Origin of the sequence: Barnesiella propionica, assembly GCF_025567045.1 — a bacterium.
Classification (GTDB): Bacteria; Bacteroidota; Bacteroidia; order Bacteroidales; family Barnesiellaceae; genus Barnesiella_B; species Barnesiella_B propionica.
Map to the genome: position 1 here is coordinate 192,966 of NZ_JAOQJK010000006.1, position 20,354 is coordinate 213,319.

19 protein-coding genes are annotated in these 20,354 nt (G+C 40.7%); 2 read left to right on the forward strand and 17 right to left on the reverse strand.

From position 1 onward, the window contains the following. Positions 1 to 63 precede the first annotated feature (63 nt). The 12 genes from OCV73_RS09950 to OCV73_RS10005 all read right to left on the reverse strand — a co-directional run bounded on the left by OCV73_RS09950 (position 64) and on the right by OCV73_RS10005 (position 13,637). Positions 64 to 1,371, reverse strand: a complete 1,308-nt coding sequence (locus OCV73_RS09950) for an inositol-3-phosphate synthase (RefSeq protein ID WP_147551782.1) — start codon at positions 1,369 to 1,371, stop codon at positions 64 to 66. Positions 1,372 to 1,579: 208 nt separating this feature from the next. Beyond that, positions 1,580 to 2,287 carry an HAD family hydrolase gene (locus OCV73_RS09955; RefSeq protein ID WP_262512942.1) on the reverse strand — a complete coding sequence of 236 codons (708 nt, stop codon included), beginning with the start codon at positions 2,285 to 2,287 and terminating at the stop codon, positions 1,580 to 1,582. A gap of 5 nt (positions 2,288 to 2,292) precedes the next feature. After that, positions 2,293 to 3,213, reverse strand: coding sequence for a CDP-alcohol phosphatidyltransferase family protein (locus OCV73_RS09960; RefSeq protein ID WP_147551786.1), 921 nt, complete (start codon positions 3,211 to 3,213; stop codon positions 2,293 to 2,295). 20 nt (positions 3,214 to 3,233) lie between these two features. Continuing rightward, on the reverse strand, positions 3,234 to 4,094 hold the full coding sequence (locus OCV73_RS09965) for a hypothetical protein (protein ID WP_147551788.1): 861 nt from the start codon (positions 4,092 to 4,094) through the stop codon (positions 3,234 to 3,236). A 13-nt stretch (positions 4,095 to 4,107) separates the two neighbouring features. Beyond that, positions 4,108 to 4,806 (reverse strand): NTP transferase domain-containing protein, encoded by a 699-nt coding sequence (locus tag OCV73_RS09970; RefSeq protein ID WP_147551790.1) that lies wholly within the window; start codon positions 4,804 to 4,806, stop codon positions 4,108 to 4,110. A gap of 50 nt (positions 4,807 to 4,856) precedes the next feature. Next, the gene (pdxA, locus tag OCV73_RS09975; RefSeq protein ID WP_147551791.1) at positions 4,857 to 5,960 is read right to left on the reverse strand and encodes a 4-hydroxythreonine-4-phosphate dehydrogenase PdxA; all 1,104 of its coding nucleotides are present in this window, start codon (positions 5,958 to 5,960) and stop codon (positions 4,857 to 4,859) included. A 121-nt stretch (positions 5,961 to 6,081) separates the two neighbouring features. Beyond that, positions 6,082 to 7,152 (reverse strand): 23S rRNA (adenine(2503)-C(2))-methyltransferase RlmN, encoded by a 1,071-nt coding sequence (gene rlmN, locus OCV73_RS09980; RefSeq protein WP_262512943.1) that lies wholly within the window; start codon positions 7,150 to 7,152, stop codon positions 6,082 to 6,084. 125 nt (positions 7,153 to 7,277) lie between these two features. Next, entirely contained in the window at positions 7,278 to 9,389 is a 2,112-nt protein-coding gene (locus OCV73_RS09985; protein ID WP_147551793.1) for a SurA N-terminal domain-containing protein, read from the reverse strand. A 114-nt stretch (positions 9,390 to 9,503) separates the two neighbouring features. Beyond that, positions 9,504 to 10,763 (reverse strand): hemolysin family protein, encoded by a 1,260-nt coding sequence (locus OCV73_RS09990; RefSeq protein WP_147551795.1) that lies wholly within the window; start codon positions 10,761 to 10,763, stop codon positions 9,504 to 9,506. Between the two features lie 10 nt (positions 10,764 to 10,773). Next, positions 10,774 to 11,475 (reverse strand): LPS export ABC transporter periplasmic protein LptC, encoded by a 702-nt coding sequence (gene lptC / locus OCV73_RS09995; RefSeq protein WP_147551797.1) that lies wholly within the window; start codon positions 11,473 to 11,475, stop codon positions 10,774 to 10,776. Positions 11,476 to 11,680: 205 nt separating this feature from the next. Beyond that, positions 11,681 to 12,922: an OmpP1/FadL family transporter gene (locus OCV73_RS10000; protein WP_147551799.1), complete on the reverse strand. Its 1,242-nt coding sequence runs from the start codon at positions 12,920 to 12,922 to the stop codon at positions 11,681 to 11,683. After that, the gene (locus OCV73_RS10005) at positions 12,909 to 13,637 is read right to left on the reverse strand and encodes a type III pantothenate kinase (RefSeq protein WP_147551801.1); all 729 of its coding nucleotides are present in this window, start codon (positions 13,635 to 13,637) and stop codon (positions 12,909 to 12,911) included. Before OCV73_RS10005 ends, OCV73_RS10000 begins: the two co-directional genes overlap by 14 nt. Before the next feature lie 232 nt (positions 13,638 to 13,869). Between OCV73_RS10005 and OCV73_RS10010 the strand changes: the two genes are divergently transcribed. After that, positions 13,870 to 14,202, forward strand: a complete 333-nt coding sequence (locus OCV73_RS10010; protein WP_147551802.1) for an FtsB family cell division protein — start codon at positions 13,870 to 13,872, stop codon at positions 14,200 to 14,202. Further along, positions 14,195 to 14,539 (forward strand): hypothetical protein, encoded by a 345-nt coding sequence (locus OCV73_RS10015; RefSeq protein WP_147551804.1) that lies wholly within the window; start codon positions 14,195 to 14,197, stop codon positions 14,537 to 14,539. The genes OCV73_RS10010 and OCV73_RS10015 overlap by 8 nt, the downstream gene beginning before the upstream one ends. Before the next feature lie 14 nt (positions 14,540 to 14,553). Here the strand turns inward: OCV73_RS10015 and rodA are convergent, their stop codons facing one another. The 5 genes from rodA to OCV73_RS10040 form a co-directional block, all read right to left on the reverse strand. Then, positions 14,554 to 16,005, reverse strand: a complete 1,452-nt coding sequence (rodA, locus tag OCV73_RS10020; protein ID WP_147551806.1) for a rod shape-determining protein RodA — start codon at positions 16,003 to 16,005, stop codon at positions 14,554 to 14,556. Further along, positions 15,986 to 17,848, reverse strand: a complete 1,863-nt coding sequence (gene mrdA / locus OCV73_RS10025; protein ID WP_147551808.1) for a penicillin-binding protein 2 — start codon at positions 17,846 to 17,848, stop codon at positions 15,986 to 15,988. Before mrdA ends, rodA begins: the two co-directional genes overlap by 20 nt. Then, entirely contained in the window at positions 17,832 to 18,356 is a 525-nt protein-coding gene (locus tag OCV73_RS10030; RefSeq protein WP_147551809.1) for a rod shape-determining protein MreD, read from the reverse strand. Before OCV73_RS10030 ends, mrdA begins: the two co-directional genes overlap by 17 nt. Next, a complete protein-coding gene (mreC, locus tag OCV73_RS10035; protein WP_147551811.1) occupies positions 18,349 to 19,197 on the reverse strand; it encodes a rod shape-determining protein MreC in 849 nt (282 codons plus the stop codon). Before mreC ends, OCV73_RS10030 begins: the two co-directional genes overlap by 8 nt. Positions 19,198 to 19,314: 117 nt before the next feature. Continuing rightward, complete coding sequence (locus OCV73_RS10040) at positions 19,315 to 20,334, reverse strand: rod shape-determining protein (protein ID WP_147551813.1); 1,020 nt, start codon at positions 20,332 to 20,334, stop codon at positions 19,315 to 19,317. Between the last annotated feature and the right edge of the window lie 20 nt (positions 20,335 to 20,354).

Consider the following 20,354-nt stretch of genomic DNA (forward strand, 5'->3'; position numbering starts at 1 on the left):
CCCGAAAAACAAACCGGGGAACCACAATGTAGCTCCCCGGTTCCATTTTATATCGAATAATGATTAATCGATCTCTTCATCGGCTTCATAACCACCCATTTCACGTATAGCATTCTTCAACATAACGTATTGTTGGAAAAGATGGTTCACGGGGATTTCGTCCTGAGTGTAATCATGCATAGGGCTCTTCAGGAAGAAACTCAGGAAACGCTGTGTTCCATAACGTCCTGCGCGTGCAGCCAGATCGCTCAACAATACAAGGTCAAGCAACAAAGGAGCTGCCAGGATAGAATCACGGCAAAGGAAATTGATTTTTATCTGCATAGGATATCCCATCCATCCGAAAATATCGATATTATCCCATCCTTCTTTATTGTCATTACGGGGAGGATAATAGTTTATACGTACTTTATGATAGTAATCGGAGTATAAATCAGGTTGATCTTCGGGAATAAGAATAGATTCCAGAGTAGATAGTTTACTAACTTCTTTTGTACGGAAGTTCGCAGGTTCGTCCAGCACCAGACCGTCACGGTTACCTAATATGTTAGTAGAGAACCAACCGTCCAGACCGAGACAACGGGTTCCGATAATAGGTGCGAATCCTGATTTAACCAATGTCTGACCTGTTTTAAAGTCTTTACCGGCAATAGGCATTTTTGTTTTTTCTGCCATTTCCCACATTGCAGGAATATCGACAGTTGTATTAGGAGCACCCATAATGAAAGGAGCTCCTTCGGCTAAAGCTGCATAAGCATAGCACATAGAAGGAGCAATATGTTCCTTGTCATCATCTTTCATAGCCTGCTCCAAAGCAGCTAAAGAACCGTGTACCGGTTCATATACAGGTACATATATTTCGGTAGAGGCCGCCCAGATAACTACAACACGTTTGCAATTATTATCTTTCTTGAATTTACGAATATCTTCGCGAAGCTGCTCCATCATATCCCAACGGTTCTTACAATCCTTTACATTTTCACCGTCCAGACGTTTTGCATAGTTATGGTCGAAAGCAGCCTTCATAGGAACGATCTTTTCCAGTTCATCCTTAACCGGATTGATATCTTTTTCCTTCAATACTTCGCAATTAATAGCCGATTCATAAGCATTTGCAGGATAAACATCCCATGCACCGAATACAATATCATTCAAGTTGGCCAATGAAACAATGTCACCATAATGTTTATACTGCTTATTCGCTCCTTTTCCTACACGAATCTTATCGTATTGCGTCATAGAGCCGACAGGTTTTGCCAACCCTTTGCGAGCCATCAAAACTCCTGTCATAAAAGTTGAAGTAACAGCACCTAAGCCTACACAAAGTACGCCCAATTTTCCTTCAGCTTTTTCCACATTAATTTTTTCCATAATCTTCTTCTCGTTAAAAAATAACTGTATTTATAGTTTATTTTGCTTTCTTTATCCAAAAAACTTAGTAAAGATAGGGCGATTTTTTATGATAAAAAATCTTTTACGCCTAATTATTGCATGAGCAACATTAATATTTGCAATTTTTTGTATTAAAAAATACTTTTATATTAAAACTACTCGTTATAAAGCACCATATATTAAAATATCACAATAAAAAATCCCTCAACTGTCCGAAATTCGTAATTATATTTTTATGTTTTACAGCATTTTCTTCCTCACTCCACGGTTTACCTTTGATCCATATTGCCTGGCATCCCAAACTCTCGGCGGGACAAATATCTTTTTTATAGCTATCTCCCACCACTACTACCTCTGAAGGTAATAAGCCCAACGCTTTCACCCCCATTTCGAATATAGCCGGGTCGGGTTTCCGTACACCTACTACTGCCGATTCTATAATGGAATCGAACAATCCCAAAAGCCCGAAATCTTTAAGTACTGTCTCTATATTGCCATAAAAATTGGAAACCAAAACCACAGGATATTTAACTTTAATTTCACATATCAACTCTTTTGCGTTATTAACACAATATTTTGCCCGATTATAGCAGTATTCTGCTATATCGGAGGAGAAAAACCGATACTTCTTATCTAAATAACCTTCATCGGTAAGATTCCGCAGTTCCAACTCCATCTTGATCCGCAACAAATCTCTAAAATTATGTTCCGGCTTAATATATGGATTACGGGCCAATGCCCTTTCGGCATAAACATACGCATTCCGAAATTGTTCTTTATTCACCGGAATCCGACTCTCCTGATACCCATCCCAAATAACTTCACTCCAATGGTCTCCATTCGAGTCTATTGTTCCGCCATAATCAAAAATTATTCCTTTTACATCCATCATCATCCGGTTTATTTGGCAGTAAGCTCAAGAGTAAATTCTTTACATATATTTTCATGCCTCCGTACCATATATATCAACATGATATTCAAGACCGTAATCTCAAATACGAAATATAGCCACGGCATGTCGATAAATAACGCTATAAATAACGCTATAACTCTCGTATTGAAAGAAAGCATATTGGTATATTTCATCAACGGTTTACTTTTGGCACGGAAACGTTCCCTGAATTCCAGTGGGATTTCTTCTCCGTATTTTTCTTTCAATACTTTGCGAAACCGTTGCATGTTAGGAGTAAAACTTTCCTGAGTCTTTGTATAATTGCGATAAAAGAACAACACCAGTTTCCTGAAAAAATCTCTTTTCCAGGACAGGGATTTGAAATTACGGGTCAATTGTTCCGTATCATCTAATTCGCTGCCCGATTTCCCCTTTAAAAAATAGAGGTGAAAATTCCGGTAATAATCGGCCATAGAGGCTTGGGTTGCATGAAAATAGCCTGCGACTACAGCCAAAACAAAAATATATCCGCTCCAGCCTTCAAAATGCATCATGCGCAAGCATATTGCCACATATATGGTAACGAACCATAAATCTCCGCTGACTCCGTCCAGTATGCGGCCTATACGTGAAAATTGTTTTGTCATGCGGGCCAATTGGCCGTCTGCACTATCATACGAGTTGGCCCAAACGAGCAAAAACATACCCAATACATTCAACCATAAATCGTTATAATAAAATAACACACCAGCCGCTACCCCCAAAAATATCGAAGCAATGGTAACGGCATTAGGTTTTACCCCCAAACGTTCGAAAAGAAGCGCCCACCGGTAACCGACAGGCCGATAAAACCATAAATCTATAGTTTCTTCGGTATCCATCGATTTGAGCGTATCCTGTAATGAAACTTTAGGTCTCGATTCTTTCATCCTTTATACTTTTTCTATACTTATATTTTTTCAATCAATTTTTTTATACACGACGCTATATGCGGAGCAGCTTCGCTACGACAAGGCGCAAAACTAGGCCAGTCATTAAAATCAATAATGCGTATGACCCCTTCCGGAGATATTACGCAATCACCGCCATACACGTGTACTTTTAATACGTCGGCCGCAACTTCACATATCTCTCGCATTGCTGCCACTTCAAATGGTATACCGGTCGCCTTCCCATTAATAGCTTCCAAACCGAACTTACTATGATTCATATCAAAAGGATAAAACCAATAAAAAAACGGTGAATCTTTTACTCCGTAAAATTTAACAAGGTCTCCTACCAGATGTTTATTAATAACGGCTCTTTTAATTCCACGCAAAGCATATTCACTTAATACGTCTTGAGCTTCTTGCTCATGACGAACATAGCTCACATCCTCTTTATGCATCGCATGGAAATCACCTCGTTTAATCCAACAGTTCGTAAAATTATGGGCTTCCAATTGTCCGGTCACATTTTCTTCTGTAGAAACGATCAGGCTTTCGGGGTATGGTACCCGATTATCTATCAAGATGCGTGTCATTTTTTCCCGTGTACAGTTTTCTATGCCAAAGCCTGAATTAACGACAAGTGCCCCTTCCGTTTCTTTTTGTTGCAATAATTTTATCGACGCCTGTTCTCTGCACATATTCACAATCACATCTTCAGAAACTTCTCCTTGCAAGAACTGATCTTCGGAATAGAATGTTATTCCATATCCTTCTTTTTCCAGATTTTCCATAGTTAACCTGAAAATCGCGGCATCATTGCCAATATGATTAGGAGAATATGCCCCGGCTCTCATGATCCCGGCTATTTTCATTTTTTTCATGCTCCTTATGTATTTATCTTTTTACAAAAGATTCCGCCTTTGGTATATCGCCGGCATGGTCCACATCTATTATTTTTCCAAAAGGGAAAGCCCGGAGTATCAATCCCGACTCAACCAAAGCACGCTGATAATTACGCATGCGTGAAACTCCAGCTTCTATTGTATTCTCCAATACATTTATAGCAGGAGAAGTCAGAGCATAAATACCGCCCGATATATACCGGGCTCCTTCATAGTAGCTATCTTTAAATCCATCTATGCTCAAATCATCCCTTGTCGATACGTACAATGGTTTTTCATCGTCTATATAATCGGTTACGGCCATCAAGCCGTCCAGCCTGTTATCTGCTTCAAAAGCCTGTATATACGACGCGAATTCATCTTCGCGAAACATAGTGTCCACTGTGGTAAGACAGAATTTCCCGTTTTTCAGAAATGATCGCAACTCATAAAAACTATGCATAGAACTAGGCGTAGATTTTACTACAAGGTTCAAAGGAACAGGGCATGAAACGGCATCGAGATATTCTTTTACCCCGGTCATTTCCTGATTGACAATAATGCTTATACTTTCAGCATTATTCTCCGTAAAAATACGTATAAGACGCCCTATCATCGTTTCGCCGTTGATATTCACCAACGGCTTCGGAGTTTTCACACCCTCTTCCACCAGACGAGATCCCTCGCCTGCTGCAATAATCGCATATTTCATTTACTTTTGTTTTAAAGCCATCGGAACATATCTTATGCTCCTCTTGTCACTTAATCTTTATCGGTATCGGCAGTCAGGTCCAGCACTTCATTATCGCCACTCTTATCATAATATTGCTTACGAAGAGGAGAGGCATGCATTTCGATATAATTTTTCCGGTTCCGATACACGTCTATTGCCAGATACAAAGCATGACGGAATGATTCTTCCGAAGCTTTCCCCTGCCCGGCAATGTCGTAAGCGGTACCATGATCGGGAGACGTGCGAACGTAGGGAAGTCCGGCTGTGAAATTCACGCCGTCATCCATAGCTATAGCCTTAAACGGAGCCAATCCTTGGTCATGGTACATTGCCAATACTCCGTCAAAGCTTTTATAGTGTTCTGTTCCGAAAAATCCATCAGCAGGATAAGGTCCGAAACATAACAATCCTTTGTCATTACATTCCTGTATAGCAGGAATTATTTTTTCTTCCTCATCCGTTCCTAACAGACCGGAATCACCGGCATGCGGATTTAGAGAAAGAACAGCTATACGGGGCTTCACAATACCGAAATCCTGTATAAGGGATTTATGAAAAACCTGTAATTTTTGGATAATCGCCTCTTTCGTTACATGGGCCGATACCTCCGATAAAGGCAAATGACCTGTTACCAAAGCTACCCTGAGTGTATCATTAAGAAGTATCATCAACGCACGGGCGCCGTTTCCCAATTTCCGTTCCAGATATTCGGTATGTCCGGGAAAATCAAATTTATCGGACTGGATATTATGTTTATTGATAGGAGCCGTAAGGAGCACATCAATCAGCCCGGATTCCATATCGTCCGTAGCTCTTTCCAAAGCTGCAAAAGCCGCTTCACCCGCTTGGGGGGTAGAACGCCCTATTTCCACTTTCACTTCTTCGTCTATACAGTTTATAATGTTGAGCTTACCTTCGTCTATCTGGTCGGCACTGTTCACGATATTGAAATTAACAGGAGCCATATCCAAAGCTTTACGATGATATGCCGCAACTTTGGCCGAACCGTATACCACAGGAGTACATAGCTCTACTATACGCGGATCGCTCAGCGTTTTAAGTATGACTTCGTAACCTATTCCGTTAATATCACCTTGAGTAATACCGACTTTTATTTTATATTCCTGATCCATAATAACTTATCAATTATTCTTTCATTCATCGTACTCCCGGAAAAATCATTTTTAAATATTTTCCCTTAATGAACCGACTAAGATAGACAAAATTTACGATATCGTAAAAAATTAGGCTCAACTATTTAGTAAAACCATTTTGATTACCCGACTTACGGGCTGTTGAAAGCATACCGCATGCAGCAAATATATCTTCTCCCCGGGAAGATCGTATCGTTGCGGTCACACCTCTTTTATTCAGAACATTACGAAAATCAATCATTGCCTGTTCATCCGAAGTTTTAAGTTCTACACCGGGTATTGCATGAAAACGGATTAAATTCACCCGGCAATTCATCCCATTGAGAAGACGGGACAAATCTTCGGCATGCCGACGGGAATCATTATACCCGTTGAAAAGAATGTACTCGAACGAGAGACGGCGTTGTCCCGAAAAATCGGTTTCACGTAACATATCCAGAACTTTATCCATAGGAAAAGCCTTCTCCACAGGCATAATATTCATCCGTTCATCCGGATAAGGAGAATGGAGACTTACGGCAAGATGACAATGGCTTTCATTCAGGAAACGACGTAAACCCGGAATATGCCCGATAGTGGAAACTGTAATACGCTTGGGGCTCCAGGCAAATCCCCAGGGTTCCGTAAGGATACGCAAAACTTTTAGCAATTCGTCCATATTATCAAAAGGTTCTCCCATTCCCATAAAAACAATATTTGTCAACATCTCGCTATCCGGAACAGAGACTATCTGGTTTATAATTTCATGGGACGTAAGACTACGCCGGAAACCTTGTTTCCCAGTCATACAAAAATGGCAATTCATCTTACATCCCACCTGGGAGGAAACACAAAGGGTAAACCGCTCTTTATCGGGAATATAAACCGATTCTACTGAACTGCCCTGCCCTGTTTCGAAAAGATACTTCACGGTACCGTCAACAGAACGCATATCTTCCGCAGGAGCATAATAACCGACATCGTATAATGAAGATAAATTGTCCCGATTATTTTTTGACAGATTAGTCATTTCGTCAATCGAATTTACACGGTGTCCGTAAATCCAGGACGCTATCTGCTTTGCTGTAAAACGAGGCATTCCTAACCGGACTACAATCTCTTGCAATTCTTCGATAGTCTTTCCTGCTAAATGTTCCATATTATCGTCTCCTAATTTTTCGCAAACGTACATAAAGTTTTCGGGTTCTAAAAGTTCTTTCTTAAAAATCGAACCTTATCATTCATTCTGTCACAATATAATAAACAACCGGGACCGTCTTATGGTAAGACAGCCCCGGCAAAAATATATAATCTATATTAGAAGAATTTTATAAGTGTATCTTCAATATCGGCTTTATCGCGCAATACATTCAACAACTGACTGTTGATAGAATACATATAGCTTTGTTCCAGTTTCTGTGACTCTACAGCAGGGTTGAACGGCTGAGCAGAAACATTCTTATTGAATACAGAGAATACATAAACGCCACGATTACCTTTAGCCGGTCCCTGAAGTTTTCCATTGTCGGCATAAGGAGCCAAAGCGCTCAAAACAGGTTCATAGCCTACTCCGGCAATAGAAGGAGAGGAGAAAGAAATAAACTTGGCTGTATCTACTTTCGAATTCATAGCCTGTGCATACGCTTCCAAAGTAGTAGCATTCTTAGCAGCCAGTTCTTTCATGATCATTTCTGCTTTTTTATCGTTCATCAGCTGAGCTTTCACATAATCTTTAACTTCATCCAGCGGAGCATATCCTTTTTTAGTCACTTTATCCAAAGCTACTACCAGGAATTTATCCCCCACAGTATAAATTTCGGAAACATCTCCTTTTCCTGCATTGAACGCCCAACGAATAGCCTGACGGGCATCCTCAATTCCGGGAAGAGAATAACTTTCAGGTGTAACTTCCATATCCATCACGCTGAAGCTGCTTTCCTTTGCCGATTCAGAAAAAGATTTAGCATCGTTGTTTTTTGCTATGTAACTACTTAGACCATTATAAAGGTCGGTATAAGTTTCTGTACTGGGATTCACAGCCATAGAAAGTTCTGCAACTTTATATTTCTTCACCGGAGCCGTGCGTTCCAAAACTTGTACAATATGCGATCCGGACAAACTTTCTGTCTGGAAATATCCGTTTCCTTGTTCTCCGAATACAGCCTTGATAAAAGCCTTACCTACAGAAGGAGCCATATTTTCGGTGATCCAGATACCTTCTTCACCCGCTCCTAATTTTTTAGCCAAAGCTTCAAAATCTCCGCCATTCTTCAATACGTTCATAGCACTGTCAAGTTGAGTGTTCTTTGCTCCGGCTACAGCGATAGGAAAAGATAATAAACGTACTTTTACAGAGTCGGGAGCAACTTTAGATGCCATAAGACGATACATCGTATATGTATTGTTTTCAAAAACCGGGCCATTAACCGCATTAATCTGCGCAGTTTCTACAAATTTCCTTACATCAGGTGTCAAGGCTCTTTCTGAAACAAAGATATCGGAATAAGGTATATCTGAATTATTATTCACTACATCGGCAACATCAGCGGAAGTAGCAAACTGTTCCTGTACCATATCAAATTTTTCTTTTACTTTCGCAAAATCAGCTTTACCCGGAACAATATCTACAGTAATATATTTCAAAGAGCGGCGTTCCGGTGTCTCGAAACGTTTTTTATCCTTATTATAAGCAGCTTTAAGTTCGCTATCGGATATGACGATAGCCGAATCGGAAACAGTATTGTAAGACTGTACCGCATAAACGATGTCTGCACTTACTTTACCATCTTCAAACGATGACTCGATATCCAGATTATTAGGCGCTATGGCTTTCGTGATTAACTTAGCGAATTTTTCTATAGCGCGATTCTCCTTTACTTGTTTTTCGAGAGATAACCACATTTGACGTTGCGGCTCGATCTGTGCCATATTCTCTGCGGTATAGCCATGAGCCTGAGGATCCAGAATTACCTGTACAAAGTTATTCAATGCCTGACGGTCAAACTGTCCGGTTTGAGGATTGGTAAAATACTGACGTACCATAGGAGAAATATTCTCTCCCTGAAGTAAATCGAACAATTCCTCTTTCGTTACGGTCATACCCAGTTTTTCTATTTCGTCATTCAGGACAAGCTCATTGACCATTTGGTCAAAAACTTCTTTATTTATACGGGAAGTAGAACCTTCGGGAAGCGTCATACCTCTTTGTGCATACATCTGCTGCAGTTCTTCCGTCCTGCTTTTAACTCTTTGCTGGAACTCTTCGGTTGTAATCTTCGTTCCGTTTACTTCCGCAACCTTGTTTTTGTTCATCATAAAAAAGGTGTGACCCGAATTCAAAAAGTCACCTACAATAAAAGCAAGCAGAGCCACCCCGATCACAATAACGAGAAGGCCGGCTTTACCCCTGATTTTTTCTAATGTAGCCATTGTGTTACTTTGTTATTTTATATTTTTTATTTTATATTTTTTATTTCAAGTCTGTAAGGGCACGAAGATACAAAAAATGAATTTATATGACAATGAATAGCAAAAAAAAATCCATCATTCCTCAATTTTCATGCGCACCAGTTCTATTTTAGTAGTATTCAATTTTATAATGGTGAATTCATAGTTTTCTATCCTGATCTTTTCGCCTTGTTTAGGAAGAGTCTGATAATGAAAAAGTATATATCCTGCTATTGTCATATAATCGTCGCTTTCGGGAAAACCCAGATCAAACATCTCGTTTATTTTCTCGATTTCCATACGGCCGGAAAACTCAAATTCTTTTTCGTTGATACGGCGGGCCACCAGATTTTTCATATCATGTTCATCTTCAATATCTCCGAATATTTCTTCTACCAAATCTTCCAGTGTTACTATTCCGGCTGTTCCTCCAAATTCATCCACGACTACTGCCATGCTTTTCTTTTGCTGCATCAAACTTCTCATCAGCTTATCGGCGGGCATCGTTTCAGGAGTAAAAACGACAGGTTTGATACTCTTCTTCCAGTCTTCGGACTGCCGAAACATCTCCGAAGCATAGATATATCCCAACACATTATCGATATTATCCCTGTAAACAACGATCTTGGATATGCCCGTTTTAATAAACAAATCCAATAATTCCGATATGGCGACAGTATCAATATCCACCGCTACGATTTCAGGACGCGGAACCATACAATCCCTGACATGTGTATTGGAAAAATCCAACGCATTCTGGAATATTTTCACCTCCTTTTCCATACCGGTATCTGCAGGAGAATCTTCTATACTTTGCTGTATAAAATAGTCCAGTTCTACTTTGCTCATCATATTTTCCATAGGCTGTCTTTCGATCTTCACTCCGAACAACCGCATAATTCCTTTCGAAACCATCGAAGTGAAACGAGATACCGGATAAAGTACGACATATATCAAATAAAGAGGCAATGAAAAAAAACGTAACGATAGATTGGGGTTTACCCGAAAAACCGTCTTAGGAATAAACTCGCCGGTAAAAAGAATGATTATTGTGGAAAGAAGGGTCTGCATCGTAACGACAAACGCAGGATTATTCCACACCCTACTAATTGCCGGCTCCAGAAGCATAGCCATTCCCACACCGTAAATTACAAGTGCGATATTATTTCCTACCAGCATCGTAGAGATAAACATCTCCTCATTCCGGTAAAATACGTTTAAAATAGAACTGATAAGATTTTTTTGCTTCATATCCAATTCGGCACGAACTTTATTGGACGAGACAAATGCAATTTCTATCCCTGAAAAGAACGCGGAGAAAAGCAAAGACACGAGTATAATAACAATCCAATTCATTACAATCAGTTCATTTTTTTGACACAGACTTCTCTGGTTGTTTATCCCTTATTTTGTGATTGGTTCTCTGGACCGGAGCTACAGCAACAGCCCCGGAGGAATCTGCCGCTACCGAATCTGCCGCAGCCCTCTTAAAAGGAAATATACCCTGAGGCTGACGTATAACATAATTGGTCATTTGTTCATTCGATACGAAACCAATTCCTTCAATTACTTCTTCAGGTTTTTCTATATGAATAAAGGAATCGGAATAAATCGTCCGGCTACGCTGATCCCAGAAAAGTTGTTCGGTAAGTATCAGTTCTTTTTTTACGTTCTCGATATGCACATTTCCGTCTATTCTCCACAATTGCCTGTTTTTGAAAAACGTAGCCGTATCGCCCTTAATAGAAGCTTCGGTACGGAACATAGGGTCGAATTTTTCCACATATATACCTTGAGGAAAAAGCCAATAGGGGTCGGGGGCATTATCAAACATCAGCCATTCTTTGGCCGTAATACGATATTTCGTTACCCCTGAATCGGAAATGAATGTGAGTACATCCAGAGAGCGCAGAGTAGGTACGGCGGCGGCATCTTTGAAACCCTCGACTATTTCATTTTTCGGTTTGGAACATGCAGAGAAAAAAAGCGGTATTATTATTAACGCCGCTACAACAGACCATGCACCCCGTACCAAACTTATATTGTTATGTATCTTATCAGTCGTCATGTTATATTAATGCACATCACCGGAACGGACTATATCAAATTTCTGGTTACGTCCCGAAACTCCGTATGAGGGACAAAATTACAAATAGTTGATAAGCATGCCAAATATTAAGAGTAAAAGTTTCTTAGCCGAAATACACGGTAGCAACCTAAAAAAAGGCAACCCTCATGAGTTGCCTTAAAGAAATATATGGTTTCTCTCTCAATTATTCAAACTTGCGTTGCCAGAACCACATTTCATTAAACGTTATCCCGAGCGAAATCCTGAAAAAATCTTCTTTAATAAGTTTCGAAGGGCTTCCCTGCCGATTGACATATTCAAAAGAAAGGTTCACGATAGATTTATCGTTACGCAGAGGAAAACCGAAACCGCACGATACGCCATACTCATTCAGGTCGTTACCCCGGATATTCAAATAGGAGCGGTTATAAAAACCACCCACCCTATAACGTATATGCTGAACATATCCGCCACTCATTAAAGAAGGCAGATACTCTGCTCCTAACGCCAATTTATAACGGTTATTCAAGGAATATCCTGAATTCGTCGAAACATTATAATAAGGCATATCGGCCCAATTTTGATAAGTTGCATCCAATCCTATCGTCAGCCGGTTATCATAAATATATGAAATACCGGCTCCGAAAGTATGAGGCAATTTGTAATTATTTTTCATATTCACCGTAGTATCCAAAGTAGAAGTTCCGGCCGTAAGGTCATAAGTACTCGACGTAGCCTTGCCCAACAAACTCTTTGAAGGAGAATAGACCAGACCGACAGTAGCTTTATTCTTTTTATTAAACGGGTGTGTATATTGCAAACCAAATTGAAGATGAAAGTCTTTTACTGCCATAGTCGTCTCGAATAAACCCTGGCTGGAACCGTCGGTAGTGGCATATATATTATTAACAATATTACCGAACAGATACCCCACATTCACGCCCAATGATAACCTTTTCCATAATCTGCCGCTTACTCCTATGTATAACTGGGAGATTCCCCCCTCTCCTGAACGGGAATCGGAACCGTTGCTAATACTTTTTCCGAAAGCATAACCCACCGACGAATAAGGCAGCAATCCAATACTCCCTCCCATATAACGCCCCAAAGGAAACTGCATGGTTATATAATCCAACCCTCCTCCCTGCGATTGTTCGGAAACAGAATTTTCCTTAGACCATATGCTCTGATAATTAATACCCATATCGAAAAGGAATGTTAATGAGTCCATTGAAGCATACGAAGCCGGATTCATAACATTTATCTGTCGTTTCCCCTGCATAGCATAACCTACGCCGCCCATCGCTTTCTGCGCACCTATAGCATTATCATCTAAAAGACCATATCCGAATTGTGAATAAGGGGAGTTTGTTCCGTTTTGCGCAACGACTGGTATTGTCAGAAGAGAAGCTAACAAGCAAATAATCAGTTTGTTATATTTCAACATTATCGTAAAGTATTCTGTTTAAACCTTTCAGAACTAAATTTTTATCTACAAATATGGGACTTTTTAATTTAGCTGCCAATAATAAAGCATCCCCACCCGTTAAAAAAACGAAAAGCGAGGGACATTTCAATTGCAAATCCCTAATATATCCTTCTATCTCTAATAATATGCCCCTAACCACACCCGAACGGATAGCAGTAGGAGTATCATACCCCAATAAAGGTAAATCTCCTTCAGGTCCCACCATCGGCAAGCGTCCTGTACCCTGATTAAGAGCCGTAAAACGCAAGTTAATGCCCGGAGCGATATTTCCTCCTAAAAAACAACCGTCACTTCGTAAAAAATCGTAGGTAATAGCTGTTCCGGCATCTATTACCAGCACGTCGGACTGCGGATATTGTTCCATAGCTCCGACTACTCCGGCTATACGGTCCCGTCCCAAAGTATCCGGAGTACGATAGCCCAAAGTTACCGGCAAACGGGTATCTTTATTAAAATCTACAAATAGAGGGAATTTATTCCTTAGCATATCCAGCAGAGAAATATCATAGCGTGCCACAGAAGAAAAAATAGCTGCGTCTACCTTTCTGCCCGATATCAGTTCATCAACGAAGCTCTCGTCCCAATGCACTGTTTGTCGCACTTTCACCAGCTCTCTTCCTTCGAAAAGAGCCAATTTGGCAGAAGTATTTCCCTGATCTATGATTAAATTCACTGCTAATATTTTGTGCAAATATACAAAACACGGCTTTTATAAACATCCAGTAAGTCGTTAAATTTAGCTTTCAACCGCTATTTCGCCTGTTTTCACCGACCAATAGCCATTTTTTTGTTTTTTCGGACTATAAATAACTTCCGGGACAGGAAAAATTCATGGCAAAAAAAAGAAACTATTGGGGAAACAAAAAAGAATATGTAAGTTTGTACTATCAAGTACCGGTATAAAAATGAAAGAAAAGTTTAAAAATATATGGGCGTTCGTTCGCAAACATGTATCATTGATACAATTATTTGCTATCGGTTTCACTATATATATAATCTTTATAGACGAATATAATGTAATAAAAAACCTGCGGTACGACATGCAAGTCAAAGAGTTACGCGGAGAAGTAGAACGGTATAATAAACTTACGGAAGAATATAACGAACGTGTTTTCAAATTAAATACCGATAAAAAATACCTGGAAAAGGTAGCCCGTGAACAATATAGGATGAAACGTGCGACCGAAGATATTTACATAATAACAGACAAAAACAAAACACCCGAAAACGATGAATGAAAAAGCACGTAATCTATTGCTCACCCTGTCTCTTACGATTGTAATGATATCGGCTGCCTTACCTATTTTTATGGTACAATGGACTGTAACTCCCTATTTATTTGCCGTAGGTGCCGCCGGCACCACAATCGCCCGGCTCACACGTAATTATACAGGAAAAAATTTCCGGTTAAAACGATTATACCGCATAGAATTATTCTCTTCTTTCGCATTGCTCATCGCCTCATTTTTTCTGTTCAGGGGAGAAAGAGACTGGATCATGTTCCTGACCGTAGCAGCTGTATTACAATTATATACTGCATTTTTAATACCTAAAGTCGAAAAAGAAAAAAATTAGATCAACCGGTTCATTTAATAATGATCGGAACGACGGGCATCGATACTCAACAACACGAAAAGTAAAATAGTAAAGCCCCATAATGAGGAACCGCCATAACTGAAAAACGGAAGCGGAATGCCAATCACCGGACATAATCCTATGACCATACCTACATTAATCCCTACGTGGAAAAACAAGATAGATGCAACACAATAAGCATACACCCGTCCAAATGACGTACGCTGCCGTTCGGACAGTACAATCACCCGGAATATAAGAGCGGCAAAAAGTATGAGTACGATAGCCGATCCCCAGAATCCTTCCTCCTCGCCTATCGTACAGAATATAAAGTCTGTATCCTGTTCAGGCACATATTTTAATTTGGTCTGGGTTCCGTTCAGGAAACCTTTGCCCCAAAAGCCGCCCGACCCGATAGCTATTTTGGACTGATTGACATTATATCCGGCCCCTCGGAGATCTTCTTTCATTCCCAGCGCAACTTCAATCCTCATTCTCTGATGATATTCCAGAATGTCATTAAATACATAATTGACCGAAAACAAAAAGATTACAGAAGCTAATGCAAAACTTATAATTACGAGCCACTTGCTTATTCTGCTCTGTAAATACAACAATAACAGATATAACGAAGTCAATAGTACCGCCGCTAATCCTACATATACTCCATGTACCGGAACACCGAACAATGTCGTCACGTAACAACCGATAGCAATTATTGCGTAACCTATGAAAAGATTACGGAAGACATACAGATTACGGCAGGAAACAAGAACCATCCCGGCCATAACCAGCAATATAAAAATGAGGACAATCGTTTCACCCAAAGAAGATGCCCCCCACATCACATCGGAATATTTAAGACCCACGACGAAATAAAGAACTGCACAAAATCCGCCGAACAGAACCATTCCGCTCATTCCTTCCCGGTACAAGACAAATACTAATGCCGTATAAACCAATGCCGAGCCTGTCTCCTTCTGCATCATAATCAGAAGGATAGGTAAAACTATAATAATTACTGCCCGTATAAAATTTGCCGGTTTGGTCAAAACAAAATTATAGGTACTAAAAAGACGGGCCAGGGCCAAAGAGGTAGCAAATTTGGCAAATTCCGCAGGCTGAAGGCTCACCGGCCCCAACTTCAGCCAGGAATGAGAACCTTTAATATCCGGTGCCAGGAATATCGTAGCCGCAAGTAAAACAATAAGTATGACATATATCAGATACGCGTACGTCTCATATACGCGGGCTTCTACCATAAGAATCATAAATGCCATAACAAAAGCCAAACCTATCCACAACAATTGTTTGCCCGAACGTTCTGCATAATCGAAGATACTGGCATGATCGAAATCATAGCTGGCGGCATATATACTTATCCATCCGGCAAAAACCAGAAGGGCGTATAAGACGACCGTCACCCAGTCGACCGATTTCCATATATTAATGTTTCTTGACCCCACTATATATTATTGTATTTGATTCCAACATGCGGCTTTCGAGATATTGCCGCTCAGGAGATATTTTCCCTGTCAGGTATTTTTCCATCATAAGGCTTCCGATAGGTACGCCGAACGTCGCCCCGAAACCTGCATTCTCTACATATACGGCTATTGCGATTTTCGGGTTGTCCATAGGAGCAAATCCCATAAAAGCGGAATGATCCTTCCCGTGAGGATTTTGTGCAGTTCCCGTTTTGCCGCAAACATCGATACCGGGTATCGCCCCGATACGGCAGGTACCGCCAAGTACCGCCATACGCATACCTTCCACGATATAATCATAATAATGTTTATCGACCCGGGTATGTTTCGCAACCGTATATTCAGGATTCAGAACCGTATCTTGTATCTCTTTTACTACGTGAGGCGTATAAAAATATCCCCGGTTCGCTATTGTTGCCGCCAGATTAGCGATTTGAATAGGAGTAGCCAGTACCTCTCCCTGTCCTATGGCTACCGATATAATAGTGAGTGCACTCCACCTGTTCTCTCCGTAAGCCTTACTATAGTAAGCACTGTTAGGAATAAACCCCCGGCTCTCGCCCGGAAGATCAACACCCAACCGGTAACCATATCCCATTGACACCAGGTAATCTTTCCACAGGTTAAAAGCTTTTGCCGGCGAACCATATTTTTTTCTATTATCTATCATGGCCCTCAGCCCGTAACAAAAATATGCATTACAAGAAGTACGCAAAGCCGGTAAAAGGGATAAAGGACTTTCATGCGCATGACATCCTACTTTGAGACGGCCTGCTACAAAACCATGCATACAAGAATACATGGTATTAGGCGTTATTATACCTTCCTGCAAAAATATAAGTCCCTGAGTAGGTTTAAAAGTAGAACCGGGAGGATAGGCGGCCAACAAAGCCCTGTCAAACAACGGTTTATAAGGATCTCTATTCAGACGGGCATAATTTTTGCCTCGTTCACGTCCGACCAAAGAAGAAGGATCGTAAGTAGGGCTGGAAACTAATGCCAGTATCTCTCCGGTAGAAGGCTCTATAGCGACTATAGCACCTATCTTGTTCTTCATGAGTTCTTCTCCGTAGGCCTGTAAATCGGCATCAATAGAAAGCTTCAGATTTTTGCCCGACACGGGAGAAACATCAAACATGCCGTCTTCATATTTTCCCTTTATACGCCCGTGAGCATCACGCAAAAGTATCTCTACTCCTTTTTCTCCGCGCAGAACCGGTTCATAAGAACGCTCTACCCCAAGGTCGCCGGTATAATCTCCACGAATATAATAATCATCCCGTTCAATATCCCGGGGAGAAACTTCCCTGATATTTCCCAATACATTTGCAGCCACCGGATAAGCATACTGACGAAGCATACGGTTCTGTATGAAGAAACCCGGAAAACGGTACAGTTTTTCCTGAAGGCGGCCGTAATCCTGTGCCGAAAGCTGGGTCATAAATGTTTGTGGCGTATATGAAGAATAGCCGGGGTTGAGCCTCGGATTTTTCATATCTTCCATCCTTTTATCAAACTGCTGACGGGTTATCCCCACTGTTTTGCAAAAATCGAGCGTATCGAAAGACTGTACCTCGCGTACAATCATCATAACGTCATAAGCAGGCTGATTATATACCATCAGCTTCCCGTTACGGTCATAGATGAGTCCGCGCGAAGGATATTGTATCTTTTTAAGAAAAGCATTATTATCGGCAAAACGTTTGTAATCATTATCGAGTACCTGTAGTGAAAACAGGCGCACAAGATAAATAAGAACCACTGTAAAAATGATCCCGATAATCACATACTTGCGCTTTTCAAGATTATAATCTTTTCTCACGTTTACGTCCTAATAAAGAATCTATTCCTAAAATGAGGATAAATGTAAATATAGTAGACATGACAATCTTCCCTATCAATTGCGCCGGATTGAACAATGAAAACGATTCGATAAAAAACAGCAGGGTGCAAAATACGAATACCAGCGTAAAAGTATAACGAGCATATAAACTAAAGCCGAACGTCCCTATCGACGGTAATGTAGATAAATAATCTTCATCGCCCCGGGATAAATAAAGAGATAAAACCGGACGGCGTACAAAAGCGAGAGTTACACACGCCAAAGCATTCATCCCAGGCGTATCGCCAAATATATCCACAACCAATCCCAATAAAAAGGAAAGGGTAAGCAGCCAGTTTACAGGAACAGATAAGGGCATACTGATAATAAAATATATGAAGATAAAGGGTATGGCTAACCCCATAACCGATATATTGTTACAGATAACGACCTGAACCAGCACCAATATAATAAACAGGAATATATAGTGTAATATCATCTTACTCATGTCTTGCTCCTTCCTGTTCCAAATTTTTAAGTTCAAGATGACGATGGCTGGCAATAACCCTTACTGTGCTTAAACAAGCAAAATCTGATGAAAGCCGAACCTTCAAAGCGTAAAAATTGTCATTTTTCTGTTTGCTGTAATCGCTCACTGTCCCTACGATGATTCCTTCGGGGAATACGGCAGAATAACCGCTTGTTATAATAGTATCCCCTCTAGAGAAATTCACATGTCGGGGTAATTCTTCCAGCACGGCGTAACGGGCGTCTTTTCCGTCCCAAACCAAAGAACCGAAATAATCGCTGCCTTTCACTTTGCAACTAAGACGTAACTTAGAATTGAGTAATGATATAGCCTGAGAATAATTTTCAGAAACCACATTAATAATCCCCACTATCCCGTTCTGGTCCAATACACCCATTTCGGGACGAATACCGTCTTTACTTCCTTTATCCAAGGTGATATAATTCCGGCTATGCGTTACGCTGTTTTTTATTACCTGTGCTATGATAAATGTATAATCCCGGTATGCAGTATCCGCCGCAACAGAATCGGCAAGAGCTTCGTTTTTATATTTCTGTAATTGTTCCCTGAGCGATACGACTTCCATTTCCAGCATACCGTTCCGAACCTGGAGGTCGCTGTTTATATCGCGCAAATTAAAATATGAAGTTACATTATCCGTAGCATCGTATACACGGGCCGAAACTTCATTTGCGGAACTAAAAAATGCACTCTGATGATACGGATTGAAACGAAATAAAAGAACGCAACTGAGTATCACGTAGAAAGTATATACTATCCACGAACTATGTTTCAAAAGAAAATATAATAAGTTGCGCATATATTCTTAATAGGCTGTCTGTCGTTACTACAACGAGTTACAACAGCGTCGCCCCGAAGCAAACCGTTGTTGTAACTCGCAAAATCCTTTAAACCGGATATACCGGAAGCGCGGCTCTTACTTGATAAGGAACGAAAAATTCGAAATATTTTTCAGAGCGATACCTGTACCTTTAGCTACGGCATGCAACGGATCTTCCGCTATATGGAAAGGAATACCTATCTTATCGGTCAGCCTCTTATCGAGTCCCCGCAATAAAGCTCCTCCTCCCGCAAGATAAATACCGTTACGTACAACGTCGGCATACAACTCGGGAGGTGTCTGTTCCAAAGCACTTAATACGGCTGCCTCTATCTTTGAAATAGATTTCTCTATACAATGAGAAATTTCCTGATATGAAACAGGGACTTCCATAGGTAAAGCGGTCATCTGGTTAGGGCCATGTACGATATAATCTTCAGGAGGATCGGCAAGTTCAGTCAGGGCCGATCCCACATTTATTTTAATAAGTTCAGCCGTACGCTCTCCTACCTTCACATTATGTTGCCGTCGCATATATTCCTGTATATCGGCGGTCAGGTCATCTCCTGCAATACGGATAGATTTGTTGGAAACGATACCTCCTAGCGAAATAACAGCTATCTCGGTACTACCGCCTCCTATATCCACGATCATGTTACCTTCCGGGGCCTGTACGTCGAGGCCAATACCTATTGCAGCAGCCATCGGTTCGTATATCATATACACGTCACGTCCCCCCGCATGTTCCGAAGAGTCACGTACCGCACGTATCTCGACTTCGGTACTGCCGGAAGGGATACACACTACCATGCGCAAAGAGGGAGCGAACCAATGTCCCTTGGTACTCACCATCTTCACCATTCCCCGTATCATCTGCTCTGCCGCATAAAAATCAGCGATCACACCATCTCTCAACGGTCTTATCGTACGAATATTCTCATGCGTTTTTCCATGCATCTGACGGGCTTTTTCTCCTACGGCCAACAATTTATCGGTCCGTTTATCGAGAGCTACCACAGACGGTTCGTCCACCACGATTTTATCATTATGTATGATAATGGTGTTGGCCGTTCCCAGGTCAATCGCTATTTCTTGTGTAAAAGAAAATAATCCCATTTTTATCTTTTCGAATAATT

Coding starts and splice junctions, on each gene's coding strand:
- OCV73_RS09950 (WP_147551782.1), bottom strand. CDS start 1,371: ATGGAAAAAATTAATGTGGAAAAAGCTGAAGGAAAATTGGGCGTACTT.
- OCV73_RS09955 (WP_262512942.1), bottom strand. CDS start 2,287: ATGATGATGGATGTAAAAGGAATAATTTTTGATTATGGCGGAACAATA.
- OCV73_RS09960 (WP_147551786.1), bottom strand. CDS start 3,213: ATGAAAGAATCGAGACCTAAAGTTTCATTACAGGATACGCTCAAATCG.
- OCV73_RS09965 (WP_147551788.1), bottom strand. CDS start 4,094: ATGAAAAAAATGAAAATAGCCGGGATCATGAGAGCCGGGGCATATTCT.
- OCV73_RS09970 (WP_147551790.1), bottom strand. CDS start 4,806: ATGAAATATGCGATTATTGCAGCAGGCGAGGGATCTCGTCTGGTGGAA.
- pdxA (WP_147551791.1), bottom strand. CDS start 5,960: ATGGATCAGGAATATAAAATAAAAGTCGGTATTACTCAAGGTGATATT.
- rlmN (WP_262512943.1), bottom strand. CDS start 7,152: ATGTACGTTTGCGAAAAATTAGGAGACGATAATATGGAACATTTAGCA.
- OCV73_RS09985 (WP_147551793.1), bottom strand. CDS start 9,389: ATGGCTACATTAGAAAAAATCAGGGGTAAAGCCGGCCTTCTCGTTATT.
- OCV73_RS09990 (WP_147551795.1), bottom strand. CDS start 10,763: ATGAATTGGATTGTTATTATACTCGTGTCTTTGCTTTTCTCCGCGTTC.
- lptC (WP_147551797.1), bottom strand. CDS start 11,475: ATGACGACTGATAAGATACATAACAATATAAGTTTGGTACGGGGTGCA.
- OCV73_RS10000 (WP_147551799.1), bottom strand. CDS start 12,922: ATGTTGAAATATAACAAACTGATTATTTGCTTGTTAGCTTCTCTTCTG.
- OCV73_RS10010 (WP_147551802.1), top strand. CDS start 13,870: ATGAAAGAAAAGTTTAAAAATATATGGGCGTTCGTTCGCAAACATGTA.
- OCV73_RS10015 (WP_147551804.1), top strand. CDS start 14,195: ATGAATGAAAAAGCACGTAATCTATTGCTCACCCTGTCTCTTACGATT.
- OCV73_RS10030 (WP_147551809.1), bottom strand. CDS start 18,356: ATGAGTAAGATGATATTACACTATATATTCCTGTTTATTATATTGGTG.
- mreC (WP_147551811.1), bottom strand. CDS start 19,197: ATGCGCAACTTATTATATTTTCTTTTGAAACATAGTTCGTGGATAGTA.
- OCV73_RS10040 (WP_147551813.1), bottom strand. CDS start 20,334: ATGGGATTATTTTCTTTTACACAAGAAATAGCGATTGACCTGGGAACG.